Annotated in this window: 1 pseudogene; it reads right to left on the bottom strand. The window is 49.4% G+C overall.

Annotation, left to right across the window (positions count from 1 at the left end):
- A pseudogene (locus tag CIK04_RS29540) lies at positions 1 to 386 on the bottom strand (3-deoxy-7-phosphoheptulonate synthase); the annotation flags it as partial.
- Position 387 lies beyond the last annotated feature (1 nt).

Here is a 387-nt window from a genome sequence, read left to right as displayed (position 1 = left end):
TCGTGGTGTCTAATACTCGGTGCGTCGCGAGCGAGTTGATGACTTGCTGTAAGAATTGTCGAGCGAGCAGCAACCCTTTATTCATGTCGTGGCTGTTATCGAGATCGGGATCGACGATCAGCCCTTTCCATCCGGCGCGTGTGCGTGGTTTTTCAAAGTAAGTACGCATCACAATCAGAAGTTGCTTTTCATGCTGACGCTGAATGTTGGCTAGTTTCTGAGCATATTCAAGGCCTGCTTGTGGATCGTGAATTGAGCATGGGCCGATGATCACCAGTAATCGAGGGTCTTGGCCATTCAGAATTCGATGTGATCTCTTGGCGGCGTTGTCGAATAAACGCTTCGCTCTCTTCGTCCAGTGAGGCATGTTGAATGATCTCTTCCACA

It is taken from the genome of Vibrio sp. 03_296 (assembly GCF_002265885.1).
Note: the sequence above shows the minus strand (reverse complement) of the source record. Positions and strands in the feature narration are given on the sequence as shown.